Consider the following 548-nt stretch of genomic DNA (forward strand, 5'->3'; position numbering starts at 1 on the left):
TCTTAGATGAACTGAAATCGCTACGAATCGAGCAACAAGATCTTGAACGCAGGATGACGATTCAAATCACTGACCGTGAACTTGAAGTGGCCGACAAGTCCCTCAACTATGCCAATGTTACGGTTACCTATTTCTTCTATATCATTGCTGGTGTCGCTTCTCTGATCGCACTAATTGGTTGGCAATCCCTAAAAGAAATTAAGCACAACACCAAAGAGATGGCCGATCAGCGGCTCGACAAGATCGCGCAAGAATATGAAAAGAAATTTGTCGCGTTAGAGCGGGACCTGAAACGTAAAACCCGCATTATCTCGGAAAACAACCGAGAGATTGAAATCATCAATGAAGTGCACAACCTTTGGTTAAGAGCGCAAAACCAACAGACCCCAGAGCAGAAGCTAGAGATCTATGATGAAATCTTAAAGATCCGTCCGGGTGATTTAGAAGCGCTTACCTACAAAGCTGATGCCGCGATGGAGATGCAAGAATTCCACTGGGCAATGAGCTTATGTAATCGTGTATTGGAAGTGTATGATCAAAATGCGCAC

The 548-nt window shown here is 44.2% G+C and carries 1 protein-coding gene; it reads left to right on the plus strand.

The window, feature by feature from the left end:
• Positions 1–548: hypothetical protein (locus KIV40_RS29025; protein ID WP_285352690.1), on the plus strand; the 548-nt coding region annotated here is incomplete at both ends.

The sequence above is a fragment of the Vibrio sp. D173a genome, from assembly GCF_030248475.1.